Source organism: Halomonas sp. SIMBA_159 (assembly GCF_046536035.1).
GTDB classification, from domain to species: Bacteria; Pseudomonadota; Gammaproteobacteria; order Pseudomonadales; family Halomonadaceae; genus Vreelandella; species Vreelandella venusta_A.
The window spans coordinates 1-265 of record NZ_JAWJBT010000755.1 but is presented as its reverse complement, the minus strand read 5'-3'; the positions used below and the strand labels follow the sequence as shown (position 1 = coordinate 265).

Genomic DNA, 265 nt, shown 5'->3' with positions numbered 1-265 from the left:
CCCAATCTCTACACCCTGTGGTGTGATATGCAATTCTTCCGGCATATTAACATTTCCACCGACATAGCGAACCCGCTCAAAACCTCCATCATTTTCTGCCAAAGTTTGCCAGCCGTGCAGACCGACCATATAAAGCTGACCATCAGTTGGATTAATACAGCCGCGCATTATTCCAGATTGAGATTTAACCGGCAATTCAACAATACCTCCCTGAAGTCTACCCCCCATATTTTCAGTCAAAACTACAAATAACTTGCTCTGTCCA

1 protein-coding gene is annotated in these 265 nt (G+C 44.5%); it reads right to left on the bottom strand.

Going from position 1 to position 265, the window contains the following annotated elements; all coding sequences use genetic code 11:
• On the bottom strand, positions 1-265 hold a 265-nt coding region (locus R0J87_RS21225; RefSeq protein WP_498888763.1), incomplete at both ends, for a hypothetical protein.